The organism is Actinomycetospora sp. 2LY8.5 (genome assembly GCF_057180585.1).
Genome location: NZ_JBXUHE010000054.1, coordinates 1 through 22,976, shown reverse-complemented (window position 1 = coordinate 22,976; position 22,976 = coordinate 1). Strand labels below are relative to the sequence as shown.

The window sequence follows — 22,976 nt, the reverse complement described above, 5'->3', positions numbered from 1 at the left end:
CGGCCCCGTCCCCGGTTCGCCGGGGGCGGGGCCGCGTTGCTGTGCGGGGTCGGGTCGTGGTCGGGGCCGGCGAGCAGCCCGTGGTCGTCGAGCTCGGCTCCGAGCGGCGGCCGGGGCGGGGTCAGCCCCGGCTGACGCGCAGGCCGTCGCCGGCGGTGATGCCGTCGGGGTCGGTGATCTGGGGGTTGAGGACGAGCAGGTCGGCGACGGTGGTGGCGTGCTGGGCGGCGTAACCGCTGAGGGTGGCGCCGTCGGCGATGACGACGACGTTGGTGGGCGGGGTGGCGATGGACAGGGTCCGTCCGGTGTCGAGGTCGTGGGGGTCGGTGATGTCGTTGTCGGCGGCGAGCAGTTCGACCGGCACGCCGAACTGCTGCGCGAGCTCGGCGAGGGTGTCGCCGGGGGCGACGGTGTGGTGGGTGGCCGACGGTGGCGCCGGAGCCAGCGACGGGCCGGGTACCGCGGGCGCGACGAGGGCCGGTGCGGGTGCGGCCGCAGGAGCGGTGTCGGTGGTGACGCCGCCGAGGGCGGCTCCGAGCAGGCCGAGCAGCAGCGCCGCCGCGGTCACGACGGCGACGGCGAGCCCGACGGCGCGCACCATCACGCGACGCTGGGCGGGGGTGCGGACGATGGTGGTCATGATCAGTTCATCTCCTGGACGGTGGACGCGAGCTGGTCGCGGGCTGGTCGATCGGCGAGGGTCGGGAACCACGGGCCCGCGGAGGCCCGCGCGCCCGTGCCCCCACCGGCCGAGGCCCGTCGAGGCCGGCCTCCGCCGCCTCCCAGCGGGCCAGGAGCTCGCGGGCGACCGCGACCCGCTCGGCCTCGCCACCGGTGCGCGCACTGCCACGGAAGCGCGCCTCGTAGTCGAGGACCTCCTCGAACCACCCGTCGAGACCGAGGTCGGCGAAGCGGCGCCGCTGCTCGTCGATCACGAAGACGGTGTCGCCGACGGTGTAGGCGGCCACCGCGCGCAGCGTCGCGTCGCAGACACCCCTGGCCCGGAGGTCGGACGCCGCGATCTCCACGACGCGACCGGACGAGGTCGCCGCCGACGGCAGCGCCACCGCGAGCAGCCGCTCCTGCGCCGGGTCCAGCCGCCGCGCCAGCGCCCCGTCCGCCGACGGTCGGGCCCGCGGCCACACGACACCGATCCGCCCGCGCGCGATCGTGATCTCCTCGACCTGCGCGATCAGGTCCCGTCCGAACACCGCGGCATAGGGCAGGCCCGACTCCACCCGCACCCGGGGGAGGACGACGTCGAGGTCGACGCCGTCGAGCCGGGCGGTGACCGGCGCGGCGGCGCGCCGGATCCCGCGGTCGCCGTCGTGCACGAGGACCGGGTCGAGACCGAGGGCGGTGGCGGTCTCGCCGGACAGCGTGGTCTCGGAGCTGAGAGTGTTGATCACCGTCGAGACCTGGACGGGACCGGGACCGTCGGGGACCTCGGCCGTGAGACGGGCGCCGACGTCCGGGTCGAGCGCGGTGCCGGCGCCGTCGGCGAGCTGGAAGACCGCGTGCCGGCCGGGCGTGTGAGGCGTGCGGGGCCGGACCGCGAGGTGGCCGCCGCGCAGGTCGTCGGCGACCCGGACGACGACCTCCCCCGCACCGGCCCACCTGCTGAGCAGGTCGCGGCCCCAGCGGGTGTGGCCGAGGTCGTCCTGCACGAGGACCTTCCGCAGCACGATCGACCGCGTCGCCCCGACGACGACCAGCACGAGCGGGCGGAGGAGCCGGGACAGCGTGGGATCGTCGGCGTCGACGACCTGGTCGGTCGGTCCGAATCCCAGCGAGCGGGCGTCCTTGGTGTCGAGGACGGTCGCTGCCGCCTCGGTGTCGGGGCGCCCGGCGAGGAGCTGCTCGCGGCCGCGGACGTCGATGGCGCGGACGACGAGGGTGGGGCTGATCTGCCCGTGACGCGCGACGGGCATGAACGGCACGACGCCGTGGACGCGCAGGCCGATCCGCTGCAGCACCGCACGGACCTCGCGGCGGCGACCACCCGGCGGGCGGGTGTCGACGCCGAACGCGTAGGCCCGGGCGGCGGGCTCCCTGCGGCCGGGCACGGTGTCCGGGAGCCGGATCCGGGGGAGCACGCGGGTGCTCTCGGCGACCTTCCGTTCCGCGATCTCGACGACCGCCGCCTCCAGGGCGTCGGCGTGGGCGGGTAGGCGGGGGCGCAGACGGCGCACCTGGTCGAGGACGTCGAGCAGCGCCTCGGGGTGGAGCTCGGCCAGGTACGCGAGCCCCTGGTGGACGCGGGGCGGGACCAGCGCTCCGGTGAGCGCCGACTCCACCGCCCACCCCCCGGGTTCGGTGCGGGCCCCTGGCGCCGCGCCGGCGGTCCCGGCGCCCTCGGGTACGGCGCGCAGCGCGTGGGTCAGCACGGCGACCAGCCCGGTCACGTTGCCGTGCGAGACGGTCACGGCCAGACGGTCGTCGCGGCGGGCGGCGGCCGCGGTGATCGGCAGGCCGGTGCGCGGGTCGAGGGGCTGCTCGCCGTAGGCGATCTCGCGCACGACGAGCGGGCGCACCAGCCGCCGTGGCACGCCCACGGCCTCGAGGTGGGTCGTCCACACCTCGTCGGGCGGGACGTCCCGCAGCAGGGCGGCGATCGCGCCGAGCTGGGCGAGCAGGAGCCGCCGCTCGCGGGTGGGCAGCCCGTCGCGGGCGGGTTCGCCGCGCCGCACCCGCGCGGTCAGGGCGTCGACCTGCCCGGCGAACCGCCCGCGACGGCCATGGCGGACCGGGCGACCCCGCTCGCGCGGGCTCAGGACCGCGGGACCGGCGCCGGGCGGCACCTGGGCAGGCAGCACGCCGTCCGCGGCCACCGAGGGACGGCGCACCCGCTCGCCGTCGAGGACCAGCCCGGACCAGCGCGAGCGCAGCGCCGCGACGAGCTCCGTCCGCGACGTCGCCGTGCGCGCGGCGAGTTCGTCGAGCGTCACCGGGCCGCGGACACCGAGGGCGTCGTCGACCGCGCGCAGGACCGGCAGGTGACGGGAGGCGTCGAGACGGAGCCGGGGCAGGGCGGCCTCGAGCACCCGGAGGTGGAGGGTGCGGCGGCCGGTGACACGGACATCGCTCCGGAGCTCCGCGCGCGTGCGGTCGAGGAGCCCGAAGGTGGCCACGTACCAGCGTCGCCAGTTGCGTGCGGTGGGCAGCAGGGCCTGCAGCCGTTCCCACCAGTGATGCGGGGCCGGATCCAGGGTGATCACCGGGTCCGGGAGACGGCGCACCGTCGCGCTCTCGAGCACGAATCGTCCGTCGCCGCCGTGTCGGAGCACCTGACGCACCCGCCGCTGCGACAGGCCGGTGGCCGTGGCGAGGTCGGCGAGCGCGGCGCGGGCACCGGGACGCACCTCGCGGGCGACCCGACGCAGCGCGGGGCCCGCGGTGAGGCGCACCGTCATCCGGTGCAGGCGGGGCGCGAGCATCGCCAGCAGCACGGCGCCGGGCACGACGGCGCCGGGCAGGTACCCGACCAGGGGGAGCGGGCCCACGGCGGGCAGCGCCGTGGTCAGGGTGAACACGCCGAGCCAGCCGGTGATCCCGTAGAAGCCGGGGCGTCGGACGATCTTGTGGACCCACACCAGCCGACCGCGGAGCCCCGGCGCGGCGCCGAACAGCGGCGGGGGCAGCCCACCGAGGTCCGCGCGCGCCCGCGACCACGGCCGCGCCGGGGTCTCCCCGGGATACGGGCGTGCCCGCGTCCCCGTGAGCGTGGAGGGGGCCTTCGTGGTCTCCTCGCCGGTGGCCGAGTCGGTGACCATGTTCTTGCGGCGTTGCGCGATCCACGACAGCACGAACTCGAACGACACGGAGCCGAGGACGACCGCGGCCAGCCCGGTGGCGAACGCTTCGACGGCCTGCGGCCACGTCGTCACCGTGCTGACCGACCGGAACAGCGCCACGGCGGCGGTGCCGGTGATCCACGACCCGAGGAAGCGCCAGGGCTTGGCCGCGACGATCCGGCCCCAGACCAGCGACGCGAACGCCGGTGGGAGGCCGAGCAGGACCGCGCCGACGAGCGTCGCCGACGCGCCGGGACCCAGCACCGCGCGCAGCGCGAGCTCGCCCGCGGTCACGAGCACGACGGCACCGGCGGTCAGCACTGCGGCGCGGCCGGTCGCGCCGCGGCTGCGCGCGTAGTCCAGACGTACCAGCGCCCGCACCACGAGGAACGCCAGGACCACCCCGAGCCCGCCGAGCGGCGCCAGCAGGGACGCGGGCGCGGGCGGCGGGGCGACGGGCGACGCCGGGGGAGCGGCAGGTGCGGGCGTGGGCGCCGGGGTGGTGGGCGCCGGGGTGGTGGGCGCCGGGGTGGGGGTCGCCGGCGGGGCGCGCGGTGCGACCTGGAGGACCTCGCCGACGCGGATCAGGTCGAGATCGCCGAACCGACCCCTGTTCAGCGCGGCGATCGCGTCCGGCGTGGTGTGCAGGCGCGCGGCGACCGCACCGAGGGTGTCGCCGTCACGGACCCGCCAGGTGCCCCGCCAGCCGGCCGGCAGCGTGAGGAGCTCACCCGCCCGGACGCGGTCGAGGGCACCCGCGGTCGGGAAGCGCGCCGGGTCGGCGGCGGCGAACGCGGTCACCGGGACCTCGAGGGCCCGCGCCAGCGCGCCGAGCTCGTCGCCCGGGCGCAGGGCGAGCCCGTCCGGCACGACGTCCGAGGTCGTCACGGGGGCGGCGGGCGGCCCGTCGAGAACCGGCACGGCGGCGACCCCGGCGGTCGGCGAGCCGAGGACCAGCACGGCCGCCGTCCCGAGCCCGGCCAGCCATCGCGACAGGCGGGCGGGGCCGCTCGTCCGGTCCTCGAACAGCGCCCGGTACCGCCCGGCCAGTCGCCGGCTGTCGGCCGCGTGCCCGATCCGGTGACCGGAGCCGTGGAACCCCGCCTCGTGGGCCAGGACGTCGCGCCACCAGTCGGCGACCGCGGGCTCGCCGGAGCGGGCGCCGACCCTCTCGGCGATCTCGCGGATCACCACGGTCCGGCCGTCGACGCTGAACGCGATCGTGCGCGCCGCCACCCCGGCGGCCCGCGACGGGCGCATCCCGCCCGCGACCAGAGCGGCGGCCAGCTCGCCGCGCGCGACACGCGCACCGGGGAGCGTCCGCAGCGCCGCCGCCACCGCCCGCACCGGGTAGAGCCCCCGGCCCGGCAGCGCCAGGGGCCCGTCGTCGCCACCGCGCAGGTGTGTCCACACCCGCTGCACCAGGATCGCGCCGCCGACGGCCACACCCCACGGCCAGGAGCCCGTCGCCCACCACGTGCCCAGGCCCGCGGCCACGGGGACGACGGGACCCCACGCGATCGGCGCTGACACCATCTGCATCCGGATCGACGGCCGGTCGGACGTCTCGTGGGCGTGGGCGGCCTGCCGGGCCGCGTCGCGCAGCTCGCGGAGGTAGGTGAGGACGACGTCGCGCCACGGGCCGACGGGAACCAGGTCGACGAGGCGCCCGTGGGCGGCCGGATAGTCGTCGACGAGGGCGACCAGCAGGTCGACACGGCCCACGGCGACGGCGTCGGCGATCTCCCGGTGCCCCCGCACGGACAGCACGGCGGTGTCCGTCGCCCGCTGCCCGGGCACCGCCGCCTCGAGCACCGTGGCCAGCACGTGGGCGAGGTGACCCTCGACGCCGAGCCAGGGGCCCAGGACCGCCTCGACGAGCTCGTGCATCGCACCGACCGCGTCGCTCGCCCAGACGTGCAGCACCCCGCGGTCGAACCGGTGCGCGGCGTCGGCGACGACCAGCCCGGTCTCCCGGTCGACGACCGGGGCGTCGAGTCGGTGGACCACGGTCGGCGGCACCCGCTGCGGCGTCACGCCGGGGTGCCGCCGCAGCATCGCGAGCGCTACGCCGTCGAGCTGCCCGACCAGCAGCTCCCCGCTCGCCCGGACGAGCAGATCGACCAGGACCGCCGGCGCCCCCGGGATCGGCACGGGGCGGGCGAGCTCGCCGGCCCACGCGGTCGCGTCGACGACGGGCCCGTGGACGTGCGGCCACACGTCCGCGGGCCGGACGTGGAACAGCTCGATGTGCCGCAGGCCGCGGCCGTCCCACCGGGTGAGCAGGGACGCCGGCCGGCGACGCGGCGCGGACCCGGGGGAGACTGCGGTGTCCCGGGCGAGCGCCGTGGCGATCCCGTCGCGCAGGGGCGTCCGGGCCCGGTCCTCGGCGCCGCCCACCGGGGCGTTCGCCACGACGGCCTCGTAGCGCGCGACCAGCGCGGCGGTGTCGTCGGCGTGGTCGACCGCCCGGCGCCGTGGGGCGACATGGAAGTCCTGTTCGTGGCGCAGGACGTCCTGCCACCAGGCGGCGACCTCGTCGTCACCGAGGCGTGCGGTGAGGGCGTCGGCGAACGTGTCGACGACGGACACGACCCCGTTCGCGGCGAACGCCAGCGTCCGGTCGACGATCCGTTGGGCGCCGGCCTCGTCGAGACCGCCGAGACGGGCCAGCGCGGCGCGCAGCGCGGCGGCCGGCACCTCGCGGACCGGCGGGCCGCGAGCCGTGATCGGCAGCAGCCAACGGCGCGCGGGCACCGTCCGCCCGTGGAGCGCGAGCAGCGCCCGCCCGACGAGCTCACTCGGGTAGGGGTCGTCGCCGGGCAGCGCCAGCGGCCCGTCGTGCCCGCCGCCGCGGTCCTGGCGCCAGGTGACGAAGCGCTTCCAGACACGGCGCAGCGCCCACGTCGTCGGGACCACGACGGCGACACCGACCCCGAGGGCCGCGAACGGCGGGAACGGCAGGGCCGCCAGGCCGAGGCCGACGAGCCCGAGCTGGGTGATCAGCGCGGCCGTCACGCCCCGGCGCGGTGCGGCGGCGCGGCCCCGGTGGCCCTCGATGGCGATCGCGTGCCGGGCGAGGAGCGTCGCGGCCGCGGTGAACCCGAATGCCGCCATGGCCTGACCGAGGTCGCCCTGGGCCAGGAACTGGGCGGTCAGCAGAGCACCGCCCCCGGCCAGGGCGACGTTGGCCATGTTCTGCCCGTAGCGCAGGCGCGGGTTGTTGGAGTCGTCCCAGCCGGCGTAGCCCGCTGCGGCGGTCCGGACGGACGCCCAGCCCAGGATCGCGTCGGTGACGGCGAAGACACCGTTGACCCCGACACCGAGCAGTGCGGCGAGCACGCCGGTGTCGCCGAGGTGCGCGACGGCGTCCACGGCGGCGAGCACGTGGTAGGTGAGGTTGACCGCGAAGGTCGCGACGATCCCGGTCTGCATCAGCTTGCCGACCACGCCGCTGTGCGGGCGCAGCCCGACCGACGACGAGGCGGTGGCGCCGGCCGCGCGGGTCACCTTGTCGTGCCACGTGGAGTACTCGGCGACGGCGAGGGCCTCGCGATCGGTGGCGCGCTCAGCCGCCCGGACGACGGTGCCGCGCGCGTCGCGGACCTCCCGGGCGAGTGGCGTGTGCACCAGGGCGTCGACGGTCACCAGGAACTCGTCGGTGATCGCACGGACCTGGGCCGTGCGCTCGGCGAGGATGCGGGCACGCTGCGCCGGGTCGTGGTGCGCCACCTCGGACGGCAGGTTGCGCACCAGCTCCGAGGCGATCCGCTCGACGAGGACGCGGGAGAGCCGGCCGCGCTCGATCGGCGCCTCGTGCACCACGCGGATCTGCTGGGCCCGCACGTTGCGGAGGCCCAGGACCAGGCCGCGCACGACGAACCCGGCCGCGCTGAGGATCGCCCCGACGGTCGCGCCGCCCGACCCCACGGCCAGCCCGACCAGCCCGTCGGCCGACGACCACGGGCCCGCCACGAGCGCCCAGGTCAGCGCGCCCGTCCCGCCGCCGACGGCGGCACCGAGCGCCACACCGAACCACCGGGCGCGCTTCCGGAGCCAGTCGCGCGTCGCCGTGATGTCCCCCTCGGAGGCCAGGATGCGGCGCTGCGCCGACTGGACCTGCTCCAGCGCCGCGCGCTGCTGCTCCGGGACGGCACCGGCGATCGGTCCGTCCTGGAACATCTCCCGGGCCTCGCGCGCCGAGATCAGCGCGTCGAGGGTGTACGGGTCACCCTGCGCGTCACGCAGGGACGCGGGGGACGGCGGACCGCGCGCGGGCCGGATCCCCGGCAGCCGTTGCCACCACCGCGTGGTCTGCGGACCCTCCGGGAGCGCGGCGAGGCGGCGTTCCTCCACCCGGCGGGCGGCGGCGTCGGCGTGCTCGTGCTGGCGGTCGGTCCGGTGGATCACGTGGTTGTTCCGGATCAGCCGCCAGGAGTCGCGGCCGCGGACCACGTCCTCCCCGACGCTGTTGTGCCACGCGATCGCGCTGGTGATCTGCTCGTGGCGGCCCAGGTAGGTGTCGAGGTCGGCGCGGACCTGTGCGTCGGTGGCGTCGGGTGCCGAGGGCCGCCAGTCGGGGGTCGGCCCCCGCGGGCGCCGGCCCGGGGTGGCGGTGGCGCCGGCGGCGCGTTGCTGGGCGATCCAGTTCTCGATGACGGCCTGGCGTGCGGCGCCCAGGCGTCCCGAGCGGCGCAGCTGGGCGTAGAAGCCGCTCCCGGCGGTGAGCTCGTCGAACGCCCACTGCCGGCCGCGGCGGGCGGCGTGTTCGACCATGCCCTCGGCGTTGCGGTGCAGGACGCGGGCGACGACCTGCTCGCCGTAGGCGTCGGTGGCCACGTCGCGCAGGATCGGGAACATGTCGTAGTAGTGGCGCAGGTAGTTGTCCAGCGTCGGGGACTTCACCGAGTCGGTGCCGAATGTGAAGTGCTGCGGGAAGTCCCGGAACAGCGCGACGACGTCGCGGCGGACCGCGGGGTCCTTCTGGATGTGCTGGGCGAGGTCGTTCCAGGAGATGTCGAACATCAGTCGCGGGTAGGCCTCGCGGCGGCTGCCGAGGCGGGCGACCTCCTGCTCGAGCACCTGGCGCAGGACGGCGATGTGCTCGACGGTCAGCTCGGTCCACTTGCCGACCCCGAGGTGGGACAGCGAGACCTGCGCCCCCGGGTACTCGCGCAGCAGCGCCACGAGGGGGCGCAGGTGACGCTCGTCGGGACCGGCGAGGACGTAGCGCGCGTCGCGGTCGACGATCGCCTCGCCGGCGTCGTTGTGCAGGATGACGACCTGCCCGGTGCGGCGGGAGGCCTCGAGCAGCTCGCGCACGTGCGGGCTGTAGCGCGCCGGCACCACCGCGGTGCCGAGGAGGGTGCCGTCGCCGCGGCGCCCGCGCAGCGTGTCGGCGGCCGCCGCCTCGCCCAACCGGACCAGGACCTGCCGGATCGCTTCGGCCTCGGCGGTGAGCCGCTCGACGAACTCGGTGGCGTCGATGGTGCCGGCGACGAGGTCGGCGAGCCCGGGGGTGAGGACATCGGACGCGATCCGGTGCTCGGCACGGGCGTCGGTGATCCAGCGCAACGCGGTGTTCAGACGCCGGACGTACCGGACGTACTGGGGGTTCTGGACGTGCGCGGCCTGGTGGCCCAGCAGCCGCGTCACCGCCTCTTTGGCCAGGGTGGTCTCGGCGACCACATAGGCCAGGTCGGGGTTGAGCGTCAGCATCGTCATCAGGTAGCCCCGCGCGCCGGGGATGTCGATGCGGGCGCCGGAGATGCCGGGCAGAGCACGCCAGCGCAGGTCCGGCGGCAGCGCGCGGATCGCGTCGAAGAGCCGGACGTCCGGGAACTTGCCACGCATGCTCAGGATCGGGTGGCCGAACGTGATGCCTTGGCGCAGCTCCCCGGAGTTGGCGTAGTAGAAGCTGCCGCCCCCGGTGGCGAGCCCGCGACCGCGCTGCGGGATCGGCGAGAGCACCACGCGGCCGGTGTGCCCGGCGTCGCGCAGCCACCCCAGCAGGTCGGTGAGTTTCGTGTAGCGCGGGTCGGAGTAGTCGCCGTGGTGCAGGTGCATGTCCCACGTCGCACCGTAGGCCGGCCGCCTCTCGCCGATCGCCGCGGCCACCCGGGGGTCGACGCCCGCGGCGACGAGGCGCTCGGTGAACGCGGCGGGGCCGAGAGTCGGGTCGACCGCGGCGAACGCCGCCGCGAACGACGTCCCGGCGACCTCGCTCGGGTTCCGTCCCGTCAGCAGGCGGCCCGCCCGGTGCACCCGCAGCAGCCCGAGCAGCGCGTCGACCACGGTCAGGCGGTGGGTCGGCCCGGACTCGGGGCGGTCGAGGATCCGGGCGACCCGCTCGGTCGCTGCGCTCCGTGCACCCGCGTCGGCCGGGACCCAGCCCGCCGCCTCGGCGACGAGCGACCGGACCGACGGCTCGGCCCAGTGCGCGATCTGGCGGTTGCGCAGGCCCCGCCGGGCCGCGGTGCGGACCGCGTCCTCGATCTCGGTCCAGAAGGCCTCGCGGGCACGCGCCCGCTCGGCGGTCCACCGCGCGGCGGCGTTCTCGGCGTCGGCCACGGCCTGGCGGCGCCGGTCGACCTCGCGGGCGATCTCCCGGGCGACGGTGGCGACGGCCCGGTCGGCGGGCGCGGCCGGCGACACGAAAGCCGGGGACCGGCGGGCGCCGGTGGGGGCGAGCGCCGCCGCCGCGATCGGGTCGACGGCGAGGAGGGCCGCCGCGCGGGCGATCGCCGCGGACCGCGGCGTGCCGTCCCCGGCCATGCGGGCGGCCAGCCACGGCAACCACGCCGTCCGCTCGTCCCACTCGCGCCGCGCGGCGGCGCCGGTGGCCTCGGCGGTCCGCAGACGGTCGCGGGCCCGGACCAGGTCGACACCGGGGACCTCGGCCGCTGCCCGCGCGGAGCGCTGCAGCAGCAGGCGGGCGAGCGGCGAGAGACGGCGCAGGTCGCGCAGCCAGCGGCGTAGCAGCTCGGTGCGGCGCTGCAGGCCCTCGACGCGGCGGATCTCGGTGACCACGGCCGCGGCGTAGGCGGTGTCGACCCCCCGCCAGGCGTCCGCCTCGGCGACGCCGTGCCAGCGACCGGTGGAGGAGCGGTCCGCGATCGCCGGCCGCAGCGTCCGGTCGTGGTGCACGACCATCGCGCGCAGCTGGTCGTGCTGCCCGGCGGCCCGGAGTGCGGCGATCTCCTCGCGCGCCCGACCCGTGAGCCACCCCTCGGCGTCGACGACCTGGTCGCGCACCGCCCGCTCGGCGAACGTCGCGATGCGGTGGGCCGCGGCGTGCGGGTACCCGGCGCGGGTCAGCAGCGCCTCGGTGACCTCGTGCACCGCGGCACCGGCGCCCTGACCGAGGCCGACGTGCACCTCGAGCACCGGCCCGTCCCAGCGGTGCCAGGACCGCTCGCCGGAGGCCGAGGGCAGCGTCGCCCAGCGGACCCCGATCGGGACCGCGAGGCCGGGCACCGCCCGGGTCAGCGCGTCGGCGCCGGCCGTGCCGCCGGCCGGGTCGAGGAGCTCCCCGGTGGCGCGGACGAGCAGGTGCAGCAGGCGCCGGGCGGCGGCCGGCGCGCCGACCGGCAACCGGGCCGGGGTGCGGAGGTCCTCGGCGAGGAGCTCCTGCTGGACCCGCGTCATCGGCGTGCCGGGCCGCGCCCCGAGCGGGTCGTTCGCCTCGGCCTGGCCGTGACGGCTCTGGAAGCCGCCGGGCCGACCGTGGAACGCGTCCCGCGCCGCGCGGGCGGCCGCGACGACCCGCTCCCGCGCGGCCGCGGTCTCCGCGGCCGGGGCGCCGGCCGCCTCCAGCGCGGTGACCTCGTCCAGCCGGGCCTCGACGGCGGCGACACCGTCGGCCGCGAAGGCGTCGTCCGGCACGGTGGCCCAGGCCCGGAACAGACGCTCGAGCGCGTCGTTCTCACGCTCCCGGGTGCTCGCCCGGCCGGCATGGACGGCGGCGACGTCCGCGGCGGGGATCCCGAGCAGCCGGGCCAGGGTCGCGTCGTCGACGCCGTCGCGACCGGCGGCGACGGCGTCCTCCAGCCGCTCCCCGGCACGGTCGACGTCGCCGGCGAGCCCCTCCACGTGCCGGGCGACCCGGGCGAGGGCCGCGGGGCCGTCGTCGGACCGGATGGCGGGCTCGAGCGGGAAGCCGGGCGCGGCCGGCGGGCCGGGCGCGCGGGTCAGCTCGGTGACCCGCGCGGAGGTCAGGCCGGTGGCCCGGGCGATCTCCTCGGTGACCGTGCGGGGGGTCCACGTGGGCTCGGCGTCGGCGAGGTGGGCGACCAGCCAGGGGACGAGGGCCTCGCGCCCGGCATGGGCGGCCACCGCGTCGTCGCGGGCGGAGACAGCCGCGGCGACCGCCCGTTCGGCGGCCGGTCGGCGGCTCGGCGCGCTACTGATCAGCCGGCTGATCACGAGGTAGGCGCCGTAGAGGGCGCCGGCCACCGCAGCGGGCAGCGTCAGGCCGGGCCACCCCCACAGGCCGGGGGCGGGGGAGACGGACGTGCCGTCGCCGTCCGGCGCGGGGTCCGGGTCCCCGGAGCCGTCCTGGACGGGGCCGGGGGTCCCGCCGTGGTCGGTGCCCTGGTCGTTCGGCCCCTGGTCGTTCGGCCCCTGGTCGTTCGGGTTCCGGTCGTCCTGCGGGCCGGGCGCGGGGGCGGACGGCGGCGGCGCGACCCGGAAGGTCTCGCCGGTGTAGATGAGGTCGAGGTCCGCGCCCCGGAACCGGGCGGGGTCCGTGGCCGCGATCTGGACGTACGTGCGCTCGAAGCGCTCGCCGATCCTGGTCAGGTTGTCGCCGCGCTGGACGCGCCAGAGACCGTCCCAGTGCTCCGGGAGCACGACACGGTCACCGGCCCGGAGCCGCTCGAGGTCGACGCCGGGGTTGGCCGCGGCGAGCTCCTCGGCCCGCAGGCCCAAGGACCGCGCGAGGCGGTCGAGCCCGGGCCGGTCGAGATCGCGTCGCGAGAGCACGACGTGGCCGGGTCGCTGCCCGCTCGTGGTGACCGGCGGGGTGGTCGCCTCCGCGAACGGAGCGATCAGGGTCCTGGTCGGCGCCGTCGACAGGGCCACGGTCCCGTCCTGGCGGACGACCGGGGTCGGGGTCGGCGCGGGGGCACCCGCGGTGTCGCCGAGGACCGCGGTGACGGGCCCGGCGGTGAGGATGCCGGTGACGAAGAGCCCGAGGAGGAACGGGGGACCGCGGGCCAGCGCGCGGACGATCCTCTTGCCGAGCGGGGTGGTCTGCGGCGTCCCGGCCAGGCCCGTGGTGTCGCCGGCCGCGGCGGGCTGCTCCGGGCCGCGCCCGGGCACGGGGGAGGAGCCGCCGCTCGGGGGCGGGCCGAGCGCGCCGAGTCCGCCGTTCGCCCCGGTCGGTGCGCGGTCGTCACCGGGAGCGGGCTCGCCCGGGCGATCGGTGCCGTCCGCGGCCGGGCCGCGCCGATCGGCGCGCGCCGGCGAGCCCGGCGTCCCGATCGGGCCGATGCCCGCCGCTGCGGACGCGCTGCCGGCCGGCGCCCCGGTCCCGGCGCCCGGCGCCCCGGTCCCGGCGCCCGGCGCCCCGGTCCCGGCGCCACCGCCCGGCCCGTCGGGAGCCACGCCCATGCGCGGAGGGGTGGTCCCGGCGCCGGCCCCGGCACCGTCCCCCCCGGCCTGCGCGACGACGGGCGCACCGTCGGCGAGCAGGGCGCCGAGAGCACGGGCGAGCCCCGCCCGCGACTCCGGGCTCCAGCCGAGATCGTTCTGGATCGCGAACGTCGTGACCACGCCGTCGAGGTGGGCGGGACGCCGCGCGGCGTTGCGGATCAGCCCGGTCAGCGCGTTCCCGTCGAGGGACGGTCGTGTCGACCCGAGCGCGTCGGCGAGGGACGCGACGACCTCGGCCGGGGCGCCCGCCTCGCGCAGGGCGTTGACGATCGTCGCGGCGTCGTCGTCGCCGGGCATCCGGGGGCCGTGCCGCGCCGTCAGGTGCCGGTCGATGATCGCCAGAGCGGCCAGCTGGCCGGTGCGCTGGCCGAGCGACCGGGCGTCGCGCAGCACCGCTCCCGCGGCCACCGGGGTGAGCGCCTCGAGATCCTGCGCGCTCAGCGAGCCCTCGCCGGCGCGGGCCCACAGCGCGGCGACGTCGACGGGCAGCACGCCGTGCGCGGCGAGGTGATCCAGCAGCCCCGCCACGGACGGCAGACCCGCGATCTGCCGCAGGACCTCCACCGAGTAGGCACGGGCCCAGTCGTCCGGGTTCCCGACGCGCGGGTCGGCGAGGAGGTCCCCGAGGACGGCGGCGACCTGGCGGTCGGTCCACGGGTCGGCCTCGGCGAGACGCTGCCGCTCGGCCCGGCGCCAGGCGAGCACCGGGGCGGGGGTCTCCTCGAGTCGGGCCCGGCCCGCGGCGACGGCCTCCGCCGCGGCCGGGCCGAGGCCGTCGCCGCCGTGCGCGACCAGGGCGGTGACGGTGGTCAGGTCCTCGTCGAGCAGCTGTCGGTAGAGGCGGTCACGCCGGGCGGGTGTGAGGTCGAGCTCGGTGAGCAGGTCCTCGATCTGATCGGTGCGTGCCCAGAGCGTCTGCTCGGCGGGGTGCAGGTTCCCGGCCGCAGCTCGCAGGGCGTCGGCGACGGTCGGGACGTCGGCGGCGACGTCGGCGCCGTCGGCCGACGCGGGGAAGCGGGCGAGCGCCTCCTGACGCACGGCGTCCTCGCCACGGACGGAGCGGCCGGCGCCGTCACGGCCCTCCTGAGCGGCGCGCAGGCCGTCGAGCGCGGCCTCGAGGGCGGCGGGGTCGACGACGGCCGCGCCGCGGAGGTGGTCGACGAGGGCCCGCAGCGCGTCGGTTCCCAGGAGGTCCAGCGCGAGCGGCTCGCCGGCGGTGGTGGCGGTGGGAGCGCCCTCGGTCCGGTCGGCCAGCAGCGCCTCGGCGACGGCCTGCGTGTCCGCCAGGTCGCCCCGGCTCATCCCCAGCGCGTCCGCGACCTCGGCCGCGCGGGCCGTGCCGGTGGCCGCCTCGGCCATGCGGCGCACGCCGCGTGCCGTGTCGTAGCGCAGTGTGCGCTGCGGGATCACCTGGGCGATGCTCCCGGCGACGGGCGCGGCGTCCGGGCCGAGGAGCGGCCGTTCCCCGGCCTCCGCGAGCAGGCGCTGCAGCGCGACGTTCCCGGCCTGACCGATCCCCGGGACCTCCTGCCCCGCCCGGGCGAGCGCCAGGTGGTGGAGGTCGATGCCGGCGGTGTTGGCGCCGAGGGCGGTGACCTGCCCGTCGCGGAACGTCGATCGCCCGGCGACCGGGGCCGGACGCCCGCCGACGCCGCGCGCGAACGCGGCGTCGAGGTCGACGCGGTCGTTCAGCTCGGCCTGCGCCCGGGCGAGCGGGCTGTCCGCGGCCGGTGCCTCGGGGGCCCGGTGCGTGTAGACGTAGCCGTCCCGGGTGCGGAACGGTGCGTCGTCGAGGGCGACGTGCTGCGACCACGAGCCCGGGTCGCCGTTGCGCCCGGCGCGGCTCGCGAGCTGGTCGAGCATGTAGGCCGGGAGGGTGTCGGTGACGACGACGTGCAGGCCGTCGGCCTCGTAGGCCGCGGGGGTGAGCTCGATGTCGGTGCCGCGGTTGAGGCGGTTCGTCGACAGGGTGATCGCCCCGCGCTCGCCGGCCCGCCGCACGATCTCCAGCTCGAGCTTCGGGTCCATGAACGGGTCGACGACCTCGAACGGGATCCTCTCCCGGGTGAAGCGCTGGATGTAGGCGTCGAAGGCGGTGTGGGAGGCGACGACGAGGACCGGCCGCCCGCGCTGGTGCATCGCGATGGCTTCCGCCGCGGCGCCGGCGTGCTTCGCGGCCTGGTCGCCGTAGGGGGCGCGGCCCTCGCCCAGCCGCACGAGCCGCGAGGGGACGTTGCGGCCGGCCTGGTAGACCCGCATCCCGTAGCGGTCGAGGAGGGCCTGGCGGGACGGCACCAGGGTGCCGGACATCGCGGTGGTGACCGCGCCGTCACCCAGGTACGCCTCGGCCGTCGTCTCGCCGAGCATGCGGTGCTCGGCGTTGACCCGGTGGACGTTGCCGTCGAACGCGCGCATCTCGAGTGCCGCGTGGTGCCCGCCGTCGTACCGGCGACCCGGCAGCGCCTCACCGGCCAGCTCGTCGATGAGGACGACCTGCCCGTCATGGAGGGTCCAGGCGCCGTCGGGGAGCACGTGGTGAGCCCACGCCGCCCGGTCGACGCGGTCACGTAGGGCCCGGTGGCGCGGGAGCGTGAGGTCGACACCGTCCTTGACGGTGCGCAGGAACTCGAGGCCCGCGGCGTTGACCCGGCCGTTCTCCAGGTGCGCGACGGGGTCGAGCTGGCGGGCGTAGTTGTCGGCCGCGATGAGGTCGGCGTCGCGGGGACGGCCGAGCGGGTCACCCTGGATGCGCAGGGGCGTTCGGCCGTCGTGGTGCATGACCAGGTCGGCCTCGTCGACCAGGCGGTACGCCGGTGCGCCGTCGCGGCTGCGCTGGTCTGCCGGGGAGCGGCGATTGGTGACGGCGTCGAACCCGAGGTCGACGTGCGTGCCGATGGTGATGTCGGCGGCGTGGGCCCGGCGGCGGGCGGCGAGGCTCGTGCTCTCGCCGAACTCGAGGTGGCCGACGGTGAACCCGGCGTCGAAGTGCTCGTTCAGGTCGCGGACGAACTCGCGGTACTTCTCGAGCTCGCGGAGCGCCGTCCCGCGGGTGTGGACGACGAGCTCGGTGCCCCCGGGCAGGGCCGTGTCCGTGAGGTGGACGCGGAGCAGGCGGGCGGCGAGGTAGGCCTGGCCGATCTCGGTCTTGCGGCCGCCGGTCTCCTTCTGGATGCCGAAGCCCTCGAGCATCGCGATGTCGGCCTCGACCATGGCGTCGGTGACGGGCTGCCGCTCCTTCGTGCCCGCCTCCCTGATGTCCCTGATGTCGTTGTACCGGCGCGCGGCCCGGTTCTGCAGCTCGACCACGGCGGCGAGCACGCGGTCGGGGGAGGGGTCGGCGCGCAGGTCCTCCACGACCGCGGCGGGGTCGCGGTCCCGGAACTCCTCGCGGGCGAGACGCTGGACCTCCTGGACCCGCCCGAGGATCCCGGGGTCGGCCTCGACCACGGCGGCCGGGTCGGTGTCCGGCGCGGTGTCGAGGTCGCGGCGCACCACGTGGGCGCGGCCGGCCTCGTCGACGACCATCTCCACGCGGGAGGACTCGGCGACGAGGTCGCGCACGGTCTGTTCGCGGGCATGGAGCTGTTCGGCCAGCTCACGGACGCTGCGGGCCCCGCGGGCGGCCAGGCCGTCGGCGTCGAGCACGGGGGCGTCGGGCGGGGGCAGGTCGGTCGTCAGCGGATCGATGTCGGCGGCACGGGACGTCTCGCCGTCCCGCACGCCCGGGGTGTCGGGGCCGTCGGCGCGGCCGGCCGGGCCACCGGTGGGGCCGTCACCGGGGACGGGGGTCGGCCCGCCGCCGGAGCCGCCTCCGCCGCCGCCGGCGAGCGAGCCCTGCGCGGGCCCCACGGGCAGTCCGGAGGGGTCGGCCGATCCCGGTGCGGGTGCGTCCGGGACGACCGGACGCGGCTGCGGTGCCCTGGCGTCCTCGGCGAGGCGGCGCTCGGCCAGCCGCAGGCCGGCGGCGCGCACCTCGGCGTACTCCTGCTGGTGCTCGGCGCGGCGCTGCGAGAAGTCCGCGCCGGACTCACCGTCACGCCGGACGGGCTGCGGGTTCTCGTCGAGCCAGCCTTCGACCCGGTCGTGGATCTGCGCGACGCTGTCGCGTTCGCCGGCGCCGAGGACAGCCCGGTCCTCGGCCACCTGCGCCCGCGCGTCGTCCATGCGGAGGAACCCGCGCTCGCTGTACCGGCCGAGCGTGTCCGCCGCGCGTCCCGTCGAACGCCCGAGGAGGTCGAGCGCGCCGGCGCCGCGTGGTGTGACCACGGTGCCGTCGGGCAGCACCTCTCCGGCCGCCCGGGTCCGCAGGCCCTCGGCCGCCGAGCCGAGGGTCGACGCCGCACCCCGGGCCGCGGAGCGCATCGTGCCGAACACCGGCGCGGTGTACACGGTGAACGGCACCGCGGCGGCCTGCAGCGGCGCGTCGAGCCCCCACCGGCGCACGCCCTCCAGCTGGTCGGCGTGCCGGGCGAGGCCGTCAGCCCACGCGTCCAGCGCGTCGGCCTCGCGGAGCGCGTCGGCCGGTGAGTACGTGTGACCCCGGTAGGCGAAGTCCGCGTCCGGGGCCGACCGCACGCCCGCGCGCAGGTGCCCGGCCTCGGCGGCGTAGGCCGCGGCCTGGGTCCGTGTGCCGTGAGCCAACCGGCCGACCCCGAGCGACATGGGCGCCGCCACCAGGCTCGCCGTGCCGACGTCCTCCATCGCGGTCATCCACGGGTTCGCCTGGACCGGCTTCCCGGAGACCAGGTCGATGACCGGCTGACCCGTCGCGTCGCGCTGCACACCGGTGTAGCCGACGGACGCCGCGTCGACGTCGCCGCTCACGAGGCCGACGAAGCGGTTGCCGCTCGCCGTGAGCTGGTGGATCAGTCCGTCGGTGAACGGGGTCGCGCTCTCGCCGGGCTCGCGCCCGTCCATCAGCCCGAGGCCGTCCTCGTCGCCCAGTCCGTGGGCGATCGACTCGGCGGCCAGGTAGGGCGCGGGGCTGATCTCGGTCCAGAGGGAGTCCGCCATCCGCGGAAGCATCACGACGGCCTCACCGAAGGCCTCGTTGACGCCGGGATCCGTGCGCGCCTCGTCAGGGTCGATGCCGTCCCAATGGTTCATCGAATCGGCGACCTTCTTCGAGACCGCGTCGAGGAATCCCATGTTCGCGGCGTCCTGGACCTCCTCGAGCCGATCGAGCTGCTCCTCGTCGAGGTCCGCGGTCCACTCGTCCCAGTCGCCGGGCTTGGTCCACGACTGGTCGAACCACGTCCCGGCCGGCCCGCGGCGGCCCGTCGGGTCCTCGTCGACGTTCTGGGCGTACCGCACGATCTGCACGCCGTCGGCGGTCGAGAGCAGCATCCGGTCGGCCGCCTCCCGGACTCCGGTGGGGTTGTACGGACCGGGTGCGGACGGGTCGTGGCCCTGCCGCTGGCTCGCGGCGGTGACGAGCTCCATCAGGTGGTTCGGGTCGTGCGAGACCACCTCGTGCGCCTCGGGCATGCCCTGCTGCCACGTCCCGGGGTCGAGCAGGCGCTGGTAGTAGGCGTCGGTGCGCGCGCCGGTGGGTCGGCGCAGCTCGTCGACCTGCGTGCCCACCCGCATCGCCGCCGGAATGTCGGGCTGCAGCGTCGATGGCAGGCGAGCCGTGCCGAGCTGGTTGAGGTCGCTGCGGGGGCCGTCCATCGCGGTGCCGTAGGAGAGGCTCGCGAGCTGCTCGATGGTGCCGAGTCCCTGCTGGTAGTCGAGATCCGCCTCGGTCGGGTCGAGACCGGCCTGAATACCGTTGACGAGATCGAGGGTGGCGTCGGGGCCCGCCAAGCCGTCCCGGTACTCGGGGTCCGGGACGACGTCGATCTCGTCGCTGCCGTCCTCGGCGAGGATGTCCAGATCGAGGTCGCGCAGGCCGCCCTGCTGCTCCCGCAGCCGGGTGAGCAGCCGCTGACGCTCCCGCTCGATCGGGGCGAGGTCGGCGAGGATCGCGGTGCGCTCCTTCTCGAGCTCGGCGGCCTCGGCCTCGGTCAGCCCATCGTCCCCGGTGGCGTCGAGACGCTGTCCCCAGTCCGTGATGCGACGGTCGACGGCCCTGCTGTCCTCGCGCTCGCCGAGGGCCTGCAGGTCGTCCTCGGTGGCGATGACGCCCCGCTGGCGCTCGATGATGCTGACCGCCGCCGCGCGGATCTCCTCGGGCGAGGAGTCACGGTCACGCCGCGGGTCGTCGGCGTCCCACTCGAGGGCGTCGCCGACGACCTCGGGGCTGCGCGAGACGAGGTACTGGGCGTAGCCCGGAGCGTCGGTGATGGCGCGGACCTCGATGCCGTCGAGCAGGCCCTGCGACTCGGCCCACCGGTCGAGGGCGCCGGGGTGGTCCTCCTCGAGGGTGTCGGCCTCCCGGACGATGGCCCGCTGCTCCTCGGGCGACACGGTGCCGTCGCTGCGGGCGTCGCGCACGACCTCGTCCAGGCGCGGGAGCTCGGGCCCCAGCGCGCGGGAGTCCTCGCGGCGGGTGCCCTGGTTGCGCAGGGCGGTCAGCGTGAGCGAGTCCCGCAGGGCCTGGGTGACCGGCGCGTCGTCGCCGGGCGCGGGCCCGGTGCGGTACTGACCGGCGGTCTGCCCGTCGGGCACGGCGCGGCCGGCACCGTTGGTGTACCGGTCGTCGTAGGCCGCGACGGCGGCGTCGGTGATCGGCGTCCAGGGCAGCTGCTCGGTCTCGGGGTCCGAGGCGGAGAACGACTGGGACGAGCCCGCGGCCTCCTCGGACGTGCTCCAGCCGCCGTCGTAGGACAGCGCCACGCCTCGTTGACCGCGCCCGGGCACCCGCGGGTCCTCCGGCGCGTCCGGGTCGATCGCGGCCTCGCGGTCGTCGAGCAGGACCGGGCCGTCGAGCGTGACGTGGTGTTTGCCGTCCTCGCTGCGGCCCGAGCAGGTGCCGCCCGCACCGAAGCGGCACACCGCCCCGCCGCGGTCCTGCGAGTCGGGGAGGAACTGGGTGAAGCCGCCCGCGCCCCGCTCGGCCTGGTAGCTCTGGGTCCCGCCGCCGGGCACGGTCGCCGTCGCCGGCCGGTTCCCGTAGATGTTCCCGACGGTCCACTCGCCGCCGTCGTCGGGACCGGTCGCGAAGCGGTGCTCGAGGGTGCCCTGCTCGTCCGACGGGGGCGCGCCGGGGTCCATGGGGTCGTGCCGTTGCCCGGACGGGGCGTGGATCGTTCCGCCGGTGCGGTCGGTGCCCGTGCAGTCGCCGACGCAACGGACCCCGCCGCCCCACCCGTCGTCGTCGGTGCCGGTGAGGTCGAGGCTGCCCTGGGGGTCGGTGAGGTTGACGTACGTGCGGCCGGTGCTGTCGCCGACCGTCGCCGCGGCCCCGTCCGCGTGGAGGCGGGCGCGCCGGCCGTCGTCGCCGCGGGTCGTGCCGTGTGAGCGGCCCGAGATCGCGCCGGCGCCCTCGCCGTCGGCGAGCATCACGTGGCAGTTCGTGCAGTCCCAGGAGCCGACACCGTCGGCGCCGCGCCCGTCCACGCGCATCCGGCCGGGCTCGTCGAGGGTTCCGTACCGGTCCGGGCGCTGCCCGGGCCGCGCGTCGAAGGCGACCTCCTGCTGGCAGTCCTCGGCGCACTCGGTGCGGGCGCCCTGCTCGCCGTGGCGCCCGCGCAGGTTGGTGGGCGCCGGGTTGTCGCCGGTGGCCTCGACGGTGTTGCCCCGGCCGTCGTCGAGGCGGCAACCGTCGCCGGTGCAGATGCCCTCGGACGGGCCGTCGGTGGCGTCGCGGCCGGCGGCGACGCCCTCCGGGCCCTGCCCGGTGGCGGCGAACCCGTCGGCGGTGCGCGCGGTGGCGCCGTCGCCGGTGGCGGCGACGTCGGCGTTCGTGTCGACCCCGCCGTCCGGGGCGGGCGTCGCGGTCAGCGCCTCGGCGGTCTTGGACCGCTCGGGACCGAGGCGCACCTGGGCCCCCGCGTCCTCGCCCGTGCCGGCCGTGGCCTCGCCGCGCGGCCCGCTGGCGGTGCACTCGGCCGCGGTGCACTCGGCGGTCGGGTCGGCGTTCTCGGGAGCGGCGGGACCCCGACCGACCAGGTCGACGCGACCGCCGCCCGCCGCCGTCGTGATGCCTCCGCCGGTGCCGGACCGGATCTCGCCGCCGCCGGTGATCGCGGCGGCGCCCTGGCCCGTCTCGGCGTCCCGAGTCAGCGACAGGCTCGGCGTCCCGGCGGGGGGTTGTTGGTCGGCGGGGGGTTGTTGGTCGGCGGGGGGTTGTTGGTCGGCGGGGGGTTGTTGGTCGGCCGGGGACTGTTGCCCGGCAGGCGGCGTGTCCCCGGTCTCGGGGGTGTCGCCGTCGGCGGGCGGCTGCTGCCCACCGGGTGGCGTGGCGGTCGAGGTCGCGGTGTCGTCGTCGGCGCCGTCCTGGCCGGCCAGGCGACCGGTGCACCGCTGCGCGGAGCAGTCGACCTCGCTGCCACCGGGGGTCTGCACCCGCACGGGTCCGCATCCGGGGCCCGCGCAACGCTCACCGGCTGCGGCCCCGTCGGGATCCACCGCCTTCGCGCCGCAGAATTCGCCGGAACAACGGCCCTCGGCGGTCGGGTCCTGCGGGAGTGGTGCCGGTGCTCCCGGCTCCGCGGACTGGGCGGGGCGGGTCGTCGTGACCCGGTGGCTATGCCCGTTGCGGTCGGACCGCTCGGTGTAGACGGTCTGCGACCCGTCGGCGTGGGTGTCGGTCGTGGTGACTGTGCGGCTCGGCCCGTTGTCCCGAACGTCGACGTCGCGGACCGTGCCGTCCGACAGGACCCCCTCGGGCTGCGGCTCGATCGGTGCGTCGGTGTCGAACGCGTCCTGCGACTCGTCGTCGTCCCCGATCGGCCGCATCGGCAGGTTCTCGGGATCCATGTTCGACTGGATGCGCGACACGTCGGACGCGGTCTGACGGTGCACGTCCTCCATCGAGAGGCTCCGCGCCTCATCGGTCCGCGCCCCGCGCTCGGATTCGGGGAGCTCGCCGGACTCGATGCGGTTGTCCACGTCCTCGACCGCTTCGGCGCGCGCCCGCTCGAGCTCGCGGAGGTTCTCGTCCGCGCGTTCCCCGGACACGGGCAGCCGCTCCGGGCCCGCGGGTGTCGTGTCCCCGCCGGGAGCGCCGGTCTCGCTCACGAGCTCCGCGCCCGGCTCGCCCTGGCCCGGCTCGGTCTCGGGCGCGGTCGGCCGGTCGGTGGTGGATGCGGTGGCGGACTCGCTGGGTGCCGGCTGGGTGGGCTCTGCGGTGGCGGTGGCGGTGGCGGTCGCGGTCGCGCCGATGGCGGTGACGGGCGCGCTGGTGTCCGCGTCCTCGTCGCCGGTGGTGGGGTCGCCCTGGTCCGGGGTCGTTTCGGGCGAGGTCGGCTGGTTCGTGGTGCCGGGCTCGGCGGTCGCGGGGGAGGTGGGCTGCGCGGACTCGGAGCCCTCGTCGGGCATCGTAGCGGCGGTCGTGCCCTGGCTCGGAGTCGTTGCGGGCGCCGTCGGCAGGTCCGAGTCGGTGGGCTCGGTGGGCTCGGTGGGCTCGGTGGGCTCGGTGGGCTC

General features: G+C 77.1%; 2 protein-coding genes. Both read right to left on the bottom strand.

Annotated elements, in window-relative coordinates:
* Positions 1-121 precede the first annotated feature (121 nt).
* Positions 122-640: a LysM peptidoglycan-binding domain-containing protein gene (locus tag AC2A1K_RS32130; protein WP_483900421.1), complete on the bottom strand. Its 519-nt coding sequence runs from the start codon at positions 638-640 to the stop codon at positions 122-124.
* A 7-nt stretch (positions 641-647) separates the two neighbouring features.
* The gene (locus AC2A1K_RS32125) at positions 648-22,871 is read right to left on the bottom strand and encodes a preprotein translocase subunit SecA (protein WP_483900420.1); all 22,224 of its coding nucleotides are present in this window, start codon (positions 22,869-22,871) and stop codon (positions 648-650) included.
* Positions 22,872-22,976 lie beyond the last annotated feature (105 nt).